Annotated in this window: 11 protein-coding genes; 3 read left to right on the top strand and 8 right to left on the bottom strand. The window is 67.2% G+C overall.

The features are described 5' to 3' along the window. Nucleotides 1-10 precede the first annotated feature (10 nt). Genes ABE85_RS12830 through ABE85_RS12815 form a run of 4 tightly spaced genes read right to left on the bottom strand, consistent with a single transcriptional unit; the run spans nucleotide 11 to nucleotide 5292 of the window. Nucleotides 11-895, bottom strand: a complete 885-nt coding sequence (locus ABE85_RS12830; RefSeq protein ID WP_067274899.1) for a 2OG-Fe(II) oxygenase — start codon at nucleotides 893-895, stop codon at nucleotides 11-13. A gap of 13 nt (nucleotides 896-908) precedes the next feature. After that, nucleotides 909-1613: a hypothetical protein gene (locus tag ABE85_RS12825; protein ID WP_157522326.1), complete on the bottom strand. Its 705-nt coding sequence runs from the start codon at nucleotides 1611-1613 to the stop codon at nucleotides 909-911. Between the two features lie 20 nt (nucleotides 1614-1633). Next, nucleotides 1634-3001 carry a cytochrome-c peroxidase gene (locus ABE85_RS12820; protein ID WP_231993084.1) on the bottom strand — a complete coding sequence of 456 codons (1368 nt, stop codon included), beginning with the start codon at nucleotides 2999-3001 and terminating at the stop codon, nucleotides 1634-1636. Beyond that, nucleotides 2998-5292 carry a phosphoesterase gene (locus tag ABE85_RS12815; RefSeq protein ID WP_067274896.1) on the bottom strand — a complete coding sequence of 765 codons (2295 nt, stop codon included), beginning with the start codon at nucleotides 5290-5292 and terminating at the stop codon, nucleotides 2998-3000. Before ABE85_RS12815 ends, ABE85_RS12820 begins: the two co-directional genes overlap by 4 nt. A 450-nt stretch (nucleotides 5293-5742) precedes the next feature. Between ABE85_RS12815 and ABE85_RS12810 the strand changes: the two genes are divergently transcribed. Genes ABE85_RS12810 through ABE85_RS12800 form a run of 3 tightly spaced genes read left to right on the top strand, consistent with a single transcriptional unit; the run spans nucleotide 5743 to nucleotide 11198 of the window. After that, entirely contained in the window at nucleotides 5743-8403 is a 2661-nt protein-coding gene (locus ABE85_RS12810; protein ID WP_067274892.1) for an RHS repeat domain-containing protein, read from the top strand. Nucleotides 8404-8406: 3 nt separating this feature from the next. Beyond that, entirely contained in the window at nucleotides 8407-10746 is a 2340-nt protein-coding gene (locus ABE85_RS12805; protein ID WP_067274889.1) for an RHS repeat domain-containing protein, read from the top strand. Next, entirely contained in the window at nucleotides 10743-11198 is a 456-nt protein-coding gene (locus tag ABE85_RS12800) for a hypothetical protein (RefSeq protein ID WP_067274886.1), read from the top strand. Before ABE85_RS12805 ends, ABE85_RS12800 begins: the two co-directional genes overlap by 4 nt. Before the next feature lie 27 nt (nucleotides 11199-11225). On the opposite strand, the gene malG is transcribed toward ABE85_RS12800, so the two are convergent. From malG to ABE85_RS12780, 4 genes are all read right to left on the bottom strand, one after another. Further along, a complete protein-coding gene (gene malG, locus ABE85_RS12795; RefSeq protein WP_067274883.1) occupies nucleotides 11226-12116 on the bottom strand; it encodes a maltose ABC transporter permease MalG in 891 nt (296 codons plus the stop codon). A gap of 133 nt (nucleotides 12117-12249) precedes the next feature. Then, nucleotides 12250-13911 carry a maltose ABC transporter permease MalF gene (gene malF, locus ABE85_RS12790; protein WP_082938574.1) on the bottom strand — a complete coding sequence of 554 codons (1662 nt, stop codon included), beginning with the start codon at nucleotides 13909-13911 and terminating at the stop codon, nucleotides 12250-12252. Next, entirely contained in the window at nucleotides 13908-15098 is a 1191-nt protein-coding gene (malE, locus tag ABE85_RS12785; protein WP_067274881.1) for a maltose/maltodextrin ABC transporter substrate-binding protein MalE, read from the bottom strand. The genes malF and malE overlap by 4 nt, the downstream gene beginning before the upstream one ends. Continuing rightward, a complete protein-coding gene (locus ABE85_RS12780; protein WP_067274878.1) occupies nucleotides 15095-16195 on the bottom strand; it encodes an ABC transporter ATP-binding protein in 1101 nt (366 codons plus the stop codon). Before ABE85_RS12780 ends, malE begins: the two co-directional genes overlap by 4 nt. Nucleotides 16196-16345 lie beyond the last annotated feature (150 nt).

Raw genomic sequence — 16345 nt, 5'->3', positions numbered from 1 at the left:
AGCAGTCGATTCACGCGCTCACGAACACCCGCTCCCGCATCCACTTCGTCGCCACCCATTTCTCGCCGCGCGTGACCGCGCTGCTGGCGTGCAGCGAGGCGTGGTCCAGTTCGCCGCGCGAGTTGGCGTACTCGAAGTAGACGGCGTTGCCGCGCTGCGGCGAGACCGCCCAACCCGCTGCGGGGAACACCGTCTCACCGCCGGCGGGCACATCGTTCAGGTAGGTGACCAGCGTGCTCACCCGCTGCCCGCTGCGCGCGATTGACGCCTGATTCGCCGGATTCGACGGCACCAGGAAGTCGTAGTGCGGCGCGCTGCCAGCCCCTTCGGGGTAGTGCAGGATCTGCAGCCCTTCGCCGTGCGAGACCGGCAGGTTCATGATCTCCGCGATGCGCCGGTCCAGGCGCGCGATCAGCGGTGTCTCGGCCGGGCGGAAGAACATGCCGAAGCTGCTCCGCAGACCGCTCACCACGTCGCGCCCGGTGCGTGGATCGACGAGCGTCGAAGGCCGCAGCCGGCCTCGCGCGAGGGCGATGACCTCCTCGCACTCCTCGGCGCTGAAGACGCCGTTGAGCACCGCCAGCATCGGACGCTCCGCACGCGCGGCCACGCGCACGAGGCGGTTGTCCGTCACCAGCGACGTGCCGTCGCGAAAGCGCGGCGTCTCGTACCGGTAGGGCTGTACGGGCTCTGGCGACAGCTCGACCTGATCCACCGGCATCGCGCGCTCGCCACGACGAGCACGCACGAACGCGTCGACGATCGCCTGCGCCGCCTCGGCCGCGATGTCGCGCTCCTGCAGCGCGCCGCGCAGGTCGCCCGGCGCCACGCCGTTGTCCAGATGCTGGCGGACCCAGTCCCCGAGCGCGGGAGGAAAACGCACCACGGTCGTCATGACGGCGCGCGTCTCAGAGCAGGTCCACGGCGACCCACCCGGTCTCCGTCTTCTTGAACGTCTCCTGCAGTTGCGCGCTGCCCGCGCCGCGGATCACCTGCGCCACGACGGGGAACACCTTCTGCAGCTCGGCATCGCCGGTCCATGGCGCGGCCTTCACCTGGTAGGTGTAGCTCACCACCGCGTGCCGGTCCTTGCCTTCGCCGCCCAGCTCCCAATGCACCACCTTGTCCAGGCTGAGCTTGGCTGCGCAGAAGTCGCCGCGCGCCTCCTTGCCGCCGTCGGGCCTGGGTTGCTCGCGCGTCACGTAGAACTGCCTGCCGGTCTCGGTCAACGCATAGCGCCGGACCTTCATGTGATGCGAGACCTCGTTGTCGTCCTTCACGTCGACCTCGGCCACGGTTGAACTCGCCAGCCCCAATCGCTCCAGCACCGGCATCTGCAGTGCGTTGCGCGCGCCGGCGTCGATCTCGCGCTGGGTCAGGTCGATGGGCCACTCGGTCTTGGCCAGGCACAGGTCGCCGCGCTTGGCGAGATAGGCCTGCATGCCCGCGACGAAGTGATCGGCAGTCGGCTCGGCCGACGCGGTCGAGGCCGACGGATCGCCGGGCCGCGAGCAGGCGGAGAGCGCGGCCAGCGCGAGCAGGGAGACCACGAGGCCGGCCGCGCGCACGGCGCGATGAGAAGTGGAAACGGACGTCATGCGGAAGAGGGGCATGGGAAATTCGGATGAGGGCCTCACGACGTGCAGGCGCCCGCGGCGGGCGCTTTCGCCGGCTGGGTGTCCTTGTCGTTGAGCGTGTTCAGGAAGCAGAGCAGGTCGGCGATGTCCTGCTCCGACATCGGCGGCTTGCTGTGCGCCGCGCGGCCGTCCAGCGGCATCTGCGTGTCGATGTTGCCGACGAAGGCCTTGGGCAGATCGTCGAACTTGCGCACCTTGCCGCCGACGTACTGCGTAGTGATCAGGCCGTAGGCCGGGAAGTCGGGATCCGGCGTCGCCTTGGGCGTGCCGCCCACCGTCGGATACCAGAGCTCGGGCATCGTGTCGCGCGTGTTGTAGAAGCGGATCGTCTGCTCGAGCGAATGGAAGATCCCGTTGTGGAAGAAGCTGCCGCGCGTGGCCACGTTGCGCAGCGTGGGCGACTTGAACATGCCGCAGAAGGTGTTGCCCTTCACCGGCGCGTGGTCGGTGCGCAGCGGGCCGCACAGGCCGATGTCGGCGTAGTTCGCGTCCGCGTTGGCCGGGATCGCCGCGTTGCGCGGCACGCCGATGGCCTCGTAGGAGAAGTCCGTGAAGATCGCCGTGCTGCCGTTCAGGCCGGCGCCCTGGTAGTGGCACGACGCGCAGTTGCCGCCGTTGGGATCGGCGAAGACTTTCAGGCCGCGCGCCTCGGCCGCCGTCAGCACGCCGCCTATCTTGTTGCCGATGTAGAGATCGAACTTGCTCGAGTACGGATGGAAGCTGACGTCCTCCAGCTGGAAGGCCTGCAGCGCCTTGCCGGCCGCGGCGAAGGCCTGGTCCGCGTTGTCGAAGATCGTGGCGCCGAAGGCCTGCCGGAACTGCTCGGCGTACGAGCCGGCCTGGAGCTTCTTCACCACGTCGGCAGCGCTCGCGTTGGCCATCTCGTTCGGGTCCAGCAGCGGTAGGGCCGCCTGCTCGGCGAGCGTCGCCGCGCGGCCGTCCCAGGCGAAACCGCCACCGGGTCCCGGAACGCTGACGCCATCGGGGTTGTCGAGCAGGTCCGCATACGGCGGCGTCGCGTCCTTGTAGCGCAGCGACGGCACGGCGCGCACGCCGGCGCTCTGCAGGTCGGGACCGCCGAGCTGCACCGACAGATCGTTGGGCGGGCCGTAGGCGTTCTTCGGATCGTGGCAGGTGGCGCAGGCCATGCGGCCGGAGCCCGACAGCGTGGTGTCGAAGAACATCTTCCGGCCGAGCTGCGCGACGGGACTCAGCGGCGTGACGGGATTCAGCGCGGTGCCGGCGGAGGAGGCCGCCTCCGCGCCGGACGTGGCGGCATCGAGGTCGGCCTTGCCGGACGGGCCGCAAGCGGCCAGCAGCAGGCCGAGTCCGATGGTCACGCCGGCGCGGAGGACGGCGCTCACTTCTTCAACGCCCAGACGCTGGTCTGCACCGTGTCGGCGCCGATCTGCGCGGCCGTGTTCACGTCGGCCGACTGCTTCTGCGTGTAGTTGGCCGGGGCCTTCCACGCATGGTTGATCGCGCGCACCGAGTCGAAGTGGGTGTCGGCGCTGCCGGCGTACTCAGGCAGGTTGAGGATGTTGGCCGCGATGAACTTCTCGGTGTACTTCGAGCGGTTCATGTACGACGCGTCCACCGCCGGGTCGGCCAGCTGGAACATGTCCTGCAGCGTGCGCACGAACGAGAAGTGGCTGTAGGCGTCGCCGTCCGACACGCCCTTGGGCGCGTCGGCCTGGTTGGTCAGGATGCCGAAGATGCTTTCGCCGTGGCCGCGGTTGCCCTTGGTGTAGTTGTTGACGCTGGCGTCGACCGTGACCGCGCCGGTCTTCGCATCGACGACCACCGGCTTGGACACCGCGCTGTTGGACACGTTCCAGCCGCAGCAGGAGTTGAAGCCCGAGGTGGCGTTGCCTTCGTCGAACATCAGCACGATGGCGACGCGCTTGGCCGGGTTCTTCCACAGCGCGGAGGCCTGGATCTTCTTCACCAGCGCGTCGACGTAGTTGTCGCCGCGCGTGATGATGTTGGCCGCCGAGCTCTGCGCCACGTTGTTGGCGACGCTGCCGCAGTCGCTGGCCGTGGCGGTGGTGCCGTTGGCCAGCTTGCCGATGACGCTGATGCCGTGCATGTCGTCGCACTGGTCCGGGACCAGGAAGTTCAGCGTGCCGACCTTGCCGCTGGCCAGGTCGGTGCCGAGCTGGTCGACGTCGTAGCTGGCCGGCACGGCGTAGGCGGTGCCGGCCTTCATGTTGGCGTCCCACTGGCCGCCGCCCATGGTGCGGTTGCTGTACTTGAACTCCGGCGCGCTGCGGACGTTCTGGTAGGCCATGCCCGGGTGGTGCTTGGTCTTGTACAGGCCGGCGGGCATGGGCAGCGTCAGGCCGGAAGTGCCGACCGCCGCGGTGTTGTTGTTGATCGTGCCCGGCGCGTAGACGTTGTCGGCGGCCGTGACGGCGGCGTCGGCGACGGAGTCGGTGCGGAAGTCCTGGCCCGGGTTCATCGACTCGCTGTAGGTGCGCCAGGTCATGCCGGCGGCCGTGATCGCGTTGAACAGGTTGGGCTTGCCGACGATGTTGTGGTTGACCGCGGCGGTCTGCGTGCAGCTGGCCGCGAAGGGCGAGCTCGCCAGGCCCGGCTGGGTCTTGTCGGGCACGGGCAGGTCCTGGACCGCATTGGCGCCGGTGGCGTCGCAGTTCCACTGGCTGTCGTCGGTGATGCCGAAGTCGTCGGCGCCGCCCAGGGCCGTGTAGTTCGGCTCGGACGGGTTGCCGGTGGCGTAGTAGCTGGTCAGTTGGTTGCCGGCGGCGAGCAGCGCGTTGATCTTGGGCGCCCACGGCGAGCCCTTGATCGACAGCGTGGCCTTGTTCTCCAGCATCACGATGAAGATGTGGTCGTAGCGCGGCACGCCTTCGAGCGCGAACGCGGCCTGCTGCGATTGCGCGAAGGTGATCTTCGTGCGCGCGTCGGTGCCGGTGGGCGCGGTGGCGGTGCTCACGTTGGCGGCGCCGGCCAGGCGCGGATCGCCGCCGGGGGTGGCCAGCGCGTCGGGATACAGGTCGCCGCGGTCCAGCTTGGTGATCGCGTAGGTGAAGCGGTTGTCCAGGGCCTTGGCCTCGGCCAGCAGGGCGGCCTGCTCGGCGCCGGTGACGGTGCTCGCGTCGGCCAGCACGTTGGCCAGCGACACGCCGATGCGCGTGGCGACGGTCTGCTTCTCGACGGCGTAGCTGGTGCCGTTGGCTTCGACCAGGCGCTGCACTTCCGACGACAGCGGGCTGATGACGACGTTGCCGGCCTGCTCCATGACCTGGTCCAGCGAGGCGCGCAGCACGTCGCGGCTGGCGATCTTGGCGCCGGTGGTGGACAGGGTGGCGTCGGTGCCGATGTCGGCGATCAGCGCGGCGTTGGCCGGCATCGTCAGCGAGAAGTGGCCCTTGGCGTCGGTGACGGCCGAGGTCTCGGTGGTGTCGCAGACGCCGTTGCCGTTGGCGTCGGCGCAGACCTTGGCGCCGACGTAGTACGCGGGGGCGATCGTGGGATCGGTCGCGCTGCCGGCGGTGAAGCTGGTGGCGGTGACGACGCCGTTGATCGTGACGCTCGTCGACTGGGTGTCGCTGTCGGAGCCGCAGGCGGCCAGGATGGCCGCGGCAACGAGGGTGAGCGAGGCGTTCAGCGCGGTGGATTTGCTGTGTCGCATGGGAGTCCTGGAGTGGTGGCGATGGCTGTGTTCGTGGGACTCGGAAGAGAGGCCGTTCGAAACGCCGCGCACTCTAGAAATCACGCATGACGGATCCGTGACTCCGCGCGTCAAGGCCGCGTGAGGGCCCTGGCGGCGCAAGGGCTGGCGTGTTGCGCAAAGTTTGGTGAAGCCGCGCGCACAGGTGAAACGAGTTGTAGCTCGCACGGGGCTTGTCGGGGCGGAAACGCCTTGGAATGGGGCTTCCGGGTCGGCGGCGCGGCCCGCTTCCCTCCTTGGCGGTGGTGGCAACGCCTGACCCTGCGAGGCAGAATCGGCGCCGTTCGATCAGGGAGGAACTGTCCGGACGCGGCGCATTCAGATGCCGCGCCGGGCAGGGCGACACCGTGCGGCCATTCAGGCATGCAGGGATTCCTGATCTCGATGTGTTTTCATCTCAGGGAGTCTTCCATGTCCTTACTGTCGCCTGCGTTGCGGAACCGGGTTCTCTCTTGCTTTGGCGCGCTCCTGCTGATCGGCCCGCTGCTGCTGGGTTCCTCTGTGACGCATGCCTACGAGCGGACTTTTCCCGCGATCTGGTCGCCGCCCAACGCGCCGGGATCGACGACCTTCCTGCCTGCAACCTGCGGCGGTGTGTCCGGTGACGGCATCACGCCGAATCCCAACAACTTCGGGTTCTGGTTCGTGAGTGGAAAGAGCGGGCGGCCCAGCGAGCCTGCCGCCATCCAGGCGCGCGTGATCGCGTTCGCGAATGCGTCGTGCCCCCTGCCGGCGGCCTGCAGCACGCCAGTCGTCTACTCGGCGGGATCATGCACCATCAAGCCGGAGTGGTTCGAGCCGTCGGCCCTGTGCTACACGCACAGCACGCGCACGGTGTCGCCTGATGTCTCGTACAAGGATGGACAGCCCGTGTGCGGAGGCACGCCGATCGAGATCACCAAGGACTTCGCCCAGCAGTATCTGAAATCCTGCGCCAAGGTATCGAATGCCCACTACGAAGCGGAGAGTGGCGAGTGCACCTGCAACGAGGGGCTCTACGTCCCCGAGAAGAACTCCTGCCTGCCGATCACGGACCGCTACTTCCAGACCCACTGCGACACCTGCCACGGCAATCCCATCGTCGCGCTGACGGGGGCCAAGCTGCAGCCGATCGAGCTCGGCCGGCTGTCGTGGCTGCCGCTGAAGGTGACCTTCAACTCGTCGCGCCGCGTGCCGTATGCGGGTGGCGTCCAGCCCTTCATGCGCTCGGATGTCTCGCTGCTGGGAGACGACTGGAAACCCAGCTTCGAGCGCCGGCTCTACACCGATGTCCACAAGGACATGAGCCAGCCCGCGAAGCTCATCAACGTCCAGCGCGCCGACGGCAACTGGACCAGTTTCCAATCGACCGGCTCGACGTTCGCGCCGGCGTCGCCCGCGCTCAACGATCGTCTGACGGTGGTGACCGGCGGCTACCTGTACTTCGACGCAGAAGCCGGCACCATCGAGCGCTACGACGCCATCGGCCGGCTCACGCGCCTGTCGACGCTGAACGGGTCCACCATCGACGTCACGCGCAGCGGCGGCGCGCAGGTCGCCGCAGGCGACCCGGATGCCGATGGCTTGCCGCTCACGCTCACCGATCAGACGGGGCGCACGCATCAGCTCAAGTACATCAAGCTGGCGGACGGCGGATTCCGTCTGTCGCGGATCCAGGGACCGGGGACCGATGTCCAGTTCAGCTATGACGCGCAGGCCCGTTTGTCGGGGGCGACATTCGCGGATGGCGTCTCCAAGACCTTCCTCTATGAGGACGCGGCGCATGCGTGGGCGTTGACGGGTTACCTGGATGAGAACCAGGTGCGCGCCGGCACCTACGGCTACGACGCCGAGGGGCGAGCGGTCTCGACGGCCCGGGCCCAGGGGCTCGACGCGTATGCCGTCACCTGGGGAACGCCGCCGAAGTGGAACGTCGCGACCTATTACGACAACGTCAACCAGAAGCTCTGGCGGGACCACTACATCGAGCTGCCGCACGATGTCCGCGTGACCTACCCGAACGGCGACGTCGAGTCGCTCGAGGCCGGCGGCGCCTACGGCAGCGTCAAGTGGAGCGCGAAGACGCGAGGCGGCAGCGCCGGCGGAACGCCGTCGACCGAGCGACGCGTCCTCGACCAGAACCAGAACGTCGTCCAGTACGACGATCCCAACGGCAACCGGAGCTGCGCCAGCTTCGACCTCTCGCGCAATCTGGAGACGGTCCGTGTTGAAGGGCTGGGCGCGTCGAGTGTCTGCGCGACGGTGCTCGCCGGGACCGTGCCGGCGGGTGCACGGAAGGTCTCGTCGCAATGGCATCCGGACTGGCGCCTGGCAACGAGGACGGCGGAGCCGCGCCGACTCACCACGCTGGTCTTCAACGGCCAGCCGGATCCTTTCAACGGCAACGCCGTGGCCACTTGTGCGCCGGTGGATGCCAAGCTGCCGGACAACAAGCCCATCGTCGTGCTGTGCAAGCGCGTCGAACAGGCGACGACCGATGAGACGGGGGCGCTCGGTTTCAGCGCGACGCTGCAGTCCGGCGTGTCCGCCCGCACGGCAAGCTGGACCTACAACGCCTCGGGTCAGGTCTTGACCGAGACCGACGCCCTCAACCGGGTCGTGGTCACCAACGAGTATTACGCCGACACGACGGTCGATCACACGAAGGGTGATCTGAAGTCGTCGACCAACGCGATGGGCCATGTCACGCGCTTCCCGCGCTACGACGCGGCGGGAAATCCGCTCGAAGTGGTGGACGCCAACACGAGCTCGACGACCTACACCTACGACCTGCGTCAGCGGGTGACGACGGTGACGTCGGCGGGTGGAACCACGAGCTACGAGTACTGGCCCACCGGACTGCTCAAGAAGTCCTCCCAGCAGGACGGCAGCGCCGTGAGCTACGAGTACGACGACGCGCACCGGCTCGTCGCGGCCTCGGACACGCGGGGCAATCGCGTCGAGTACACGCTCGATGCGAGCGGCAACAAGACCGGTGAAGTCGCCAAGGACCCGAGTGGAGCGCTCAAGCGGACCATGAGCCGCGCGTTCGATGCGCTGGGGCGCGCACAACAGACGACAGGGAGGGAATGAGACATGAACGGAATCAAGAAGCACGGGAAGTGCCGGAGCACGCTCGCGCCCATCGCGGCCGCGCTCATCGGCCTGATCGGACTCAGCGCGCATGCCGTGACGCTGCCGCCTCCGCCGGTCTCGCCGGCGCCAGTCACCGATTACGAGTACGACGCCAAGGGCAATCCGACCAAGGTCATCAAGGCCAAGGGTGTGAGCGGCTTCGGCTTCGCGACCACCAACACATACGACCCGCTGGATCGTGTCAAGACAAGCACCGATGCCCGCAACGGACAGACGACTTTCGCCTACGACGGCATGGACCAGTTGAAACAGGTCAACGATCCTCGCAACCTCGTCACCAGTTATCAGCGCAACGGCCTGGGTGATCTCACGCAGCTCGCCAGTCCCGACACCGGGACGGCGACCAACACGTACGACGCCGCAGGGAACGTGATCACCCGCACCGACAGTCGCGGCGTGGTGGCGACCTACGCCTACGACGGACTCAACCGTATGACCTCCGCGGTCTACACGCAGAACGGACAGGCGACGCAGAACTATTCATGGACCTACGACCAGACCGGCGGCGACTTCGGCTACGGCGTTGGCCACCGCACGACGGCCACGGGCACGGCGGGAAGCACGAAATCTGGTTACGACGCTGACGGACTTCTCAGTACGGTGATCCAGACCGTGGGCACGGCGGTTTTCACCACGCGTTATGGCTACGACGCCGCGGGGAACGTCAACCGGATCACTTACCCCTCGGGGCGTGTACTGACCATCCTTTATCAGGACGGCCTGCCTGTGAGCATGAGTCTCGCCAAGGACGCATCCAGCGTCGCCCAGCCGCTGATCACCGGCATCCAGTTCGAGCCGTTCGGTGCGGTGCGCAGCTGGAATATCCAGATGACCGCCGGTCCGAAGCCGGTCGAACGCGTCTTCGATTCGTACGGTCGCATCGTGCGCTATTCGTTGAACGCGCGCGTGCGCGATCTGACCTACGACGCAGCGGACCGCATCGTCAGCTACAAGCATCTGGACGCGGCAACCGGTCAGGCCACTGCGGACGCCCAGGTCTACAACCAGAGCTTCGGCTACGACGGCCTGGGACGACTGACCAGCGTGACAACGCCGTCGAGCAACTGGACCTTCGGCTACGACGCCAACGGCAACCGTATCCTTGACAAGCTCAACGGCGTGACGCGGACCTACGCAGTGGCCGCCGACAGCAACCGGTTGAATACGATCACCAGTTCGGCGAACAGCTTCACGCGCAGCTTCGGCTACGACGCCGCAGGCAACACGGTGAGCGACACCGGCATCGCGTACACGACGACCTACCGGCTCGACGGCCGCATGGGGACGATCACCAAGGGCGGCGTGACGACGACCTACAGCTACGACGCCGACGGGCAGCGCGTGCGCAAGGTCACCGGCGCGACGGCGATGCACTTCGCGTACGACCAGGGCGGACAGATGCTGGGCCAGTACTCGGGCACCACGCCGTCGCAGGAATACGTGTGGCTGGGCGGCTTGCCGGTCGCCGTGCTGAACGGTACGTCGCAGGATCCGGAGGTGCTTTACGTGTTCCCGGACCACCTCGGCGCGCCGCGCGTCCTCGTGGACAAGAACGACGGCGGACGCTGGCGCTGGATGAGCGAGCCGTTCGGGACGACCGCTCCCGAAGAAGCGCCCGGCGGTCTCGCGCCGGTGACGCTCAACCTGCGCTTTCCCGGCCAGTACTTCGACAAGGAATCCGGTCTCTTCTACAACTTCATTCGCGACTACGACCCCACCTCCGGTCGTTATTCGCAGAGTGACCGGATCGGCCTCGCGGGTGGCATCAACACGTATTCATACGTGCTTGCCAACCCCGTGGCACTCATCGATCCGAACGGGCTCAGTGCGCTGGGGGATGTTGGGTCGTTCATCGGAGGTTGGGGCGGCAGATCGGTCGGCGCGATTGGTGGCGAGGCCATCTTCCCCCCAGGCGGCGGCGTGATCGGCGCCATCGTCGTTGGCCGGGCCGGCTCCTGGGCCGGGCGAGCTGCTGGCGAGTGGCTCAATTCCGTGCTCTTTTCCGAATCGATTCCCGGCAAGGATGAGTTTGCGAAACAGAGCGAATATTTGCGCTACAAGAACGCCTGCGACACCCCGCCGCCGCCGACGGGAGATCCCTGCCAAGACCAACGCAATGAAATCGCCCGGAAGAAGCAGTGCAGAGACATGCGTCAGCAATGGGACGACCGATATGAGCCCGGAATGCATGCGGGCCCTATCCGCGACCTGACCCGTCAGATCAAGGATCTCGAGCGAAGACTGAAGAATTCCTGGAGCTGCCGAGAATGCAACCCATGAGCGACCGACCTGCCGGTCCCCCCACGGCAGACGACTGGGGCGATCCGGAGCTGTGCGCCTTTCCCCCCGATCGCTACTACTCGATGGATCTGTTCTTCGGGAAGTCGATCGCCGAGATCATGCCGCTCCTGGAGCGCAACTTTTCGATGCGATGCATCGACGATCTCGCCGACTTTCCGGAGCCCGTGTTTGCGTATTACGTCGATGGCTTCTTCGCCCATCTTGCGAACGGCATGCCGGACGACGAGGACCTCGGCGTCGAGCTTGGCGTCTTCCTGTCGGTGATGGAGCGGCGTAGGCAAGCATCTCCGGATGTGTGGCGGGCCGCTTGGATGCGTTGGCCTGGGTTGCTCGACACCTTCGTCGCCCGGGTCCGCCGAGGTCGGATCAATGCGGAGACGGCTCAGGAGTTGATGGAAGACATCTCCGTCGTCAGCGCAGCACTTCGTTGAAGGCTAAGACCAGGGCGGGGCCGGTCTTCAGCCCTTCACCCCACCCGCCGTCAACCCCGACACGATCCACCGCTGCGCCAGCAGGAACACCGCCGTGATCGGCAGTCCCGACAGCACCGCCGCCGCGGCGAAATCGCCCCACAGGAAGCGCTGGTCGTGCAGGAAGTACTTGGACCCCACCGCCAGCGTGAGGTTGGACTCCTCGCGCAGCAGCACGGACGCCACCGGGTACTCGATGATGCAGCCGATGAAGGCCAGCACGAACACCACCATCAGGATGGGCACCGCCATCGGCAGCAGCACCAGCCGGAACGCCTGCCAGTGCGACGCGCCGTCGACCTTGGCGTTCTCCTCGATCTCCACGGGGATGGTCTCGAAGTAGCCTTTGATCGTCCAGATGTGCGTCGCCACGCCGCCCAGGTAGGCCACGATCACGCCCGCGTGCGTCTCGATGCCCAGCCACGGCACGAAGGTGCCGATGGTCTCGAAGATCGCGTAGATCGCCACCAGCGCCAGCACCGCCGGGAACATCTGCAGCAGCAGCATGCTGTTCAGGATGCTCGCCTTGAACGGGAAACGCAGCCGCGCGAAGCCGTAGGCCGCCGTCGTCGAGATCGCCACGATCAGCAGCGCCGAGATCGTCGCCACCTTGATCGAGTTCCACAGCCACGTCAGCACCGGGAAGGGCGGCTGCACCAGCGAGCCGTCCGCCGCCTGGTAGGGGATGCCCAGTGCGAGTTGCCAGTGCTCCAGGCTGATCGTCGTCGGGATCAGGCTGCCGGTGGCGAAGTTGCCCGGCCGCAGCGAGATCGACACCACCGCCAGCAGCGGGAACAGCGTGATCGCCAGGAACACCCACAGCAGCACATGCGCCGCGAAGACGCGCCAGCGCGCCTGTTTGCCTCTCACGATCGCCATTTGAGCCGTCCTGTGAAGTCTGCGTTGAGAGGCGTTGCGTATTCTGCTCTTTGACCCAGCGGAGCCGGAGGAACCGGCTTTGCCGGGCCGCCCGGCTCGCCCCCTGGGGGGCACGCGAAGCGTGTAGGGGGGATCATTTGTCTGCGTTGCGCATCAGGCGCAGGTTGAGCAGCGACATGCCGGCCACCAGCACGAAGATCAGCGTCGAGATCGCGGCCGCGAGGCCGAAGTCGGTGCCCGAGTCACGGAAGGCGATGCGGTACGTGTAGCTCACCAGGATGTCGGTCTGCCCCGCCGGAATCTTGGTGGACAGGTAGTCCGGCCGCCCGTCGGTCAGCAGCGCGATCAGCACGAAGTTGTTGAAATTGAACGCGAAGGCCGAGACCAGCAGCGGCGACAGCGGCTTGATGATCAGCGGCGCCGTGATCTTGAAGAAGTTGGTCAGCGGTCCCGCGCCCGCGAGCGCCGAGGCCTCGTACAGGTCCGAGGGGATCGCTTTCAGCAGCCCCGTGCACAGGATCAGGATGTACGGATAGCCCAGCCACACGTTGACGATGAGCAGCATCGTCCGCGCCAGCGACGGGTCCGCGAACCACGCGGGCCGCACGCCGAAGAGCGCGTCCAGGATCGCGTTGATCTCGCCGAAGTTCTGGTTGAACAGGCCCTTGAACACGAGGATCGAGATGAAGCCCGGCACCGCGTAGGGCAGGAACAGCAGCGTGCGGTAGGCCGTGCGGTAGCGCAGGTCCTCCCAGTTCAGCAGCACCGCCAGGCTCATGCCGATCGCGGTCGCGAAGAGCACCGTCAGCAGCGAGAACATTACCGTCCAGCCGAAGATCGACAGGAAGGGGCCGCGGAACTCCGCGTCGAACAGCATGCGCTTGTAGTTCTGCGCGCCGACCATGACCTTGTAGCCCGGCGCGAGGTGCGTGCCCGCCGCCGCGCCCTGGCCTTCGTAGTAGCCGGTGGTTGCGTCGGGACGGAAGAGGACGCCGTCGGCGACACGCTTCAGCGCGCCGTCGGGCTGCTCTTCGAAGTGCGGCCGGATCGGGCCGAACTCGCGCAGGCCGAGGTAGTGCAGCGAGGCGTCGCCCGCGCCGCCGGTGGCCGCGGTGCCGCCGCCTTCGCCCGGCAGCCGCAGGCGCAGTTGCGCGAGGGCCTGACGATGGGCCACCAGCTCCTTGAGCGTCAGCGCCGTGCCCAGCGTCGCATCGGACGGGCGGGTCGGCTGCATCGCGACGTCGAGCGGCTTGTCGCCCTGGCGCAGCGCCAGCGGCGGCGACACGAACTGCGCGCTGCCGTTCGCGGGATCACGCAGCACGACGCGGAAGTCGTTGCCGACGCCGTGCACGCTGTAGTCGCGCACGTCTTCGAGCACCGTGTCGTGCTGGTCGAGCAGGAACTCGCGCACGCGCTCCTGGCTCAGCAGGTGGGCCGACGAGTAGTTCGTGAAGCCGATCTGCGTCGTGTACGCGAGCGGGAACGCGATGAACAGCAGCATCCCGGCCACGCCGGGGAAGAGGTAGCGATACGCGAAGCCGGCCTTCGAGAGGTAGACCGCGAAGCCGGTGCCGAAGAGCAGCAGCACGCCGAGCGCCCAGCTCGTGAGCCCGGCCGCATACAGCATGAAGACGAGGTACAGCGCGGCCAGCGCGACCACGGCCATCGTCGGCCAGTACAGCGCCTTGGCGAGCCGGTCCAGCGCGCCGGGCGGCTGGCGCGTGTAGGCCTCGGAGAGCGGCGACCCTGGCAGCGTGGCGGCCAGCGTCGAAGTCGATGCGGTCGTGGCGTTCATTGCTTGAGCAGCATCCGGCCCGACGCGCCGTCCAGCGCGTCCTTGGGGCTTTGCAGACCGTTGGTGATCGCCTCCAGCGCCGCGTCCATCGCGGTCCAGAAACGTCCCACCTCGGGGATGTTGGGAATGGCCTCGCCGGCGCGGGCGTTCTCCATGCTGGCGCGGATCAGCGGATTCACCGACAGCTGCAGGTAGAAGGCCTTGTTGGCCGGCACGCCGATGGGCACGTCGGCGTCGAGCACCTGCAGCGACGCGCGCCGCATCAGGTGGCGTTCGATGAACTCGCGCGCGAGGTCCTTGTTCTTCGAGGGTGCCGAGATCATGCAGCCCAGCACCCCGACGAAAGGCTTGGACGGCTTGCCCGCCACCACCGCCGGGATCGCCGCGACACCGATGTCGATGCCGGCCTTGCGCGCGTTCTCCCACGCCCACGGGCCGGAGATCATCATCGCCACCTCGCCGCGCGCAAAGCCCGATTCCATCTCGGAGTAACGCGCGCCGCGCGGCATCACGCCGTCGGTGATCAGGCGCTCCAGCAGCTTGCCCGCGGCCAGCGCGCCGTCGTTGTTGACGTCGACCTGCCGCGCGTCGAACTCGCCCTGCGCGTCACGTCCGAAGATCACGCCCCCGGCGCCCGCGAACATCGGCCAGGTGAAGAAGCTCTTGTTGTAGTCCCACAGGATCGCGTGCTTGCCGCGCTGGCGCAGCTGCTTGTCGACGGCGATCACCTCGTCCCAGGTCGCGGGCGGCTTGCTCACCAGCGCCTTGTTGTAGATCAGGCCCGTGGTCTCGATCGCGATCGGGTAGCCCCAGAGGCGGCCCTGGTAGCGGAAGGCCTGCCACGCGGCGGGCTCGACCTCGTCGTAGAGCGCCTTGCGCGGCTGCACCGGCGTCAGCAGTCCGGCCTTGGCCCATTCGCCGACGCGGTCGTGCGGCCAGCAGAAGACGTCCGGTCCCTTGCCGGCGCCGGCGGCCTGCGTGTACTTCTCGGGCGCGTCGACCGGATGCTCGACGACGACCTTCACGCCGGACTCGCGCTCGAACGCGTCGCCGACCTTCTGCAGCCCGTTGTAGGCCTTGTCGCCGTTGATCCAGACGAGCAGCTTGGGCTGCGCCTGCGCCGCGACCTTCTCGCAGCCGACCAGCAGCGCGATCGCCGCCAGGATGGCGAGTGCGCTGCGCGTCATGCCGCCGCTCCGAGCCGCTTGAATGCCAGGCCCTGGGCGTCGAAGAGATAGCAGAGGTCGGGCGGCAGATGCAGCTGCAGCGTGTCGCCGGCGCGCACGCGCGTCCTGCCGTCGAATTCGCAGGTCAGCGCGTCCTCGACGCCGGGGTAGGCGCAGTACGCATGCGTCACGCCGCCCAGCGATTCGACGAAGGTCACCGTGCTGGCGATCAGGTTGGCGTCGCCGCCGACCTCGAAGTGCTCCGGTCGCACGCCCAGCGTCACCTTGTCGCCGGCCTTGGCGCGCGAGGCATCGACCCGCGTGCGGATCGTCGCGCCGTCGCTCAGCCGCAGCGTCGCGTGATCAGCGCCGGCGCTCACGACCTCGGCCTCGATGAAGTTCATCTTCGGGCTGCCGATGAAGCCGGCCACGAAGAGGTTGTCCGGATGCTCGTACAGCTCCAGCGGCGTGCCGACCTGTTCGATCGTGCCGGCGCTCAGCACGACGATGCGGTCCGCCAGCGTCATCGCCTCGACCTGGTCGTGGGTGACGTAGACCATCGTGGTCTTGAGGTCCTCGTGCAGCTTCGCGAACTCGTAGCGCATGCGCACGCGCAGCGCGGCGTCCAGGTTGGACAGCGGCTCGTCGAAGAGGAAGACCTCGGGCTTGCGCACGATCGCGCGGCCGATCGCCACGCGCTGGCGCTGCCCGCCCGACAGGTCCTTGGGCTTGCGCTCCAGCAGATGCTCGATGTGCAGGATGCGCGCGGCGTAGCGCACCGAGCGGTCGATCTCGTCCTTGGGCACCTTCGCCAGCTTCAACCCGAACGCCATGTTGTCGTACAGGTTCATGTGGGGGTAGAGCGCATAGCTCTGGAACACCATCGCGATGCCGCGCTCGGCCGGCGGCACGTCGTTGACCAGCCGGCCGCCGATGCGCAGCTCGCCGCCGGTGATGTCTTCCAGCCCCGCGATCGTGCGCAGCAGCGTCGACTTGCCGCAGCCCGACGGGCCCACGAAGACCATGAATTCACCGTCCCGGATCTCCAGGTCGATGCCATGCAGGATCTTGGTCTCGCCATAGGCCTTGGCCACGGCTTGCAGCTTCACGTCCGCCACTGGATGTCTCCTTGTTTGTAGAGAATATACATGGCAGGTCGTCGATCCACAACGCGGCTACACCCGATCTGAATGCAGTGAATCTCGTTGAATCAACGACTTGCAATCAAATTCGGGATAACCCGATGTAGTGAAACTACAGGATTTTTG

The organism is Mitsuaria sp. 7 (genome assembly GCF_001653795.1).
Classification (GTDB): domain Bacteria; phylum Pseudomonadota; class Gammaproteobacteria; order Burkholderiales; family Burkholderiaceae_C; genus Roseateles.
Note: the sequence above shows the minus strand (reverse complement) of the source record. Positions and strands in the feature narration are given on the sequence as shown.